Genomic DNA, 205 nt, shown 5'->3' with positions numbered 1-205 from the left:
TTTGTCATCAATATTAGACAGCTTTAACAACGAAATAATTGCATATGAAATATCAGACCATCCAGATGAAACCTTAGTTATGAACACTCTTAAGCAATTAGGCGAATTACCAGAGAATGTAATACTCCATAGTGATCAAGGTTCAACGTATACATCAATCAATTTCTGTGATCTATGTAGAGAAAAAGGCATTACCAGAAGTATG

The 205-nt window shown here is 33.2% G+C and carries 1 protein-coding gene; it reads left to right on the top strand.

What is annotated here, in order from left to right; translation table 11 throughout:
• Positions 1-205, top strand: a 205-nt coding sequence (locus tag FC72_RS10600; RefSeq protein WP_162253535.1) for a DDE-type integrase/transposase/recombinase, incomplete at both ends; no start/stop codon positions are given.

Source organism: Companilactobacillus tucceti DSM 20183, from assembly GCF_001434665.1.
Lineage (GTDB): Bacteria > Bacillota > Bacilli > Lactobacillales > Lactobacillaceae > Companilactobacillus > Companilactobacillus tucceti.
Note: the sequence above shows the minus strand (reverse complement) of the source record. Positions and strands in the feature narration are given on the sequence as shown.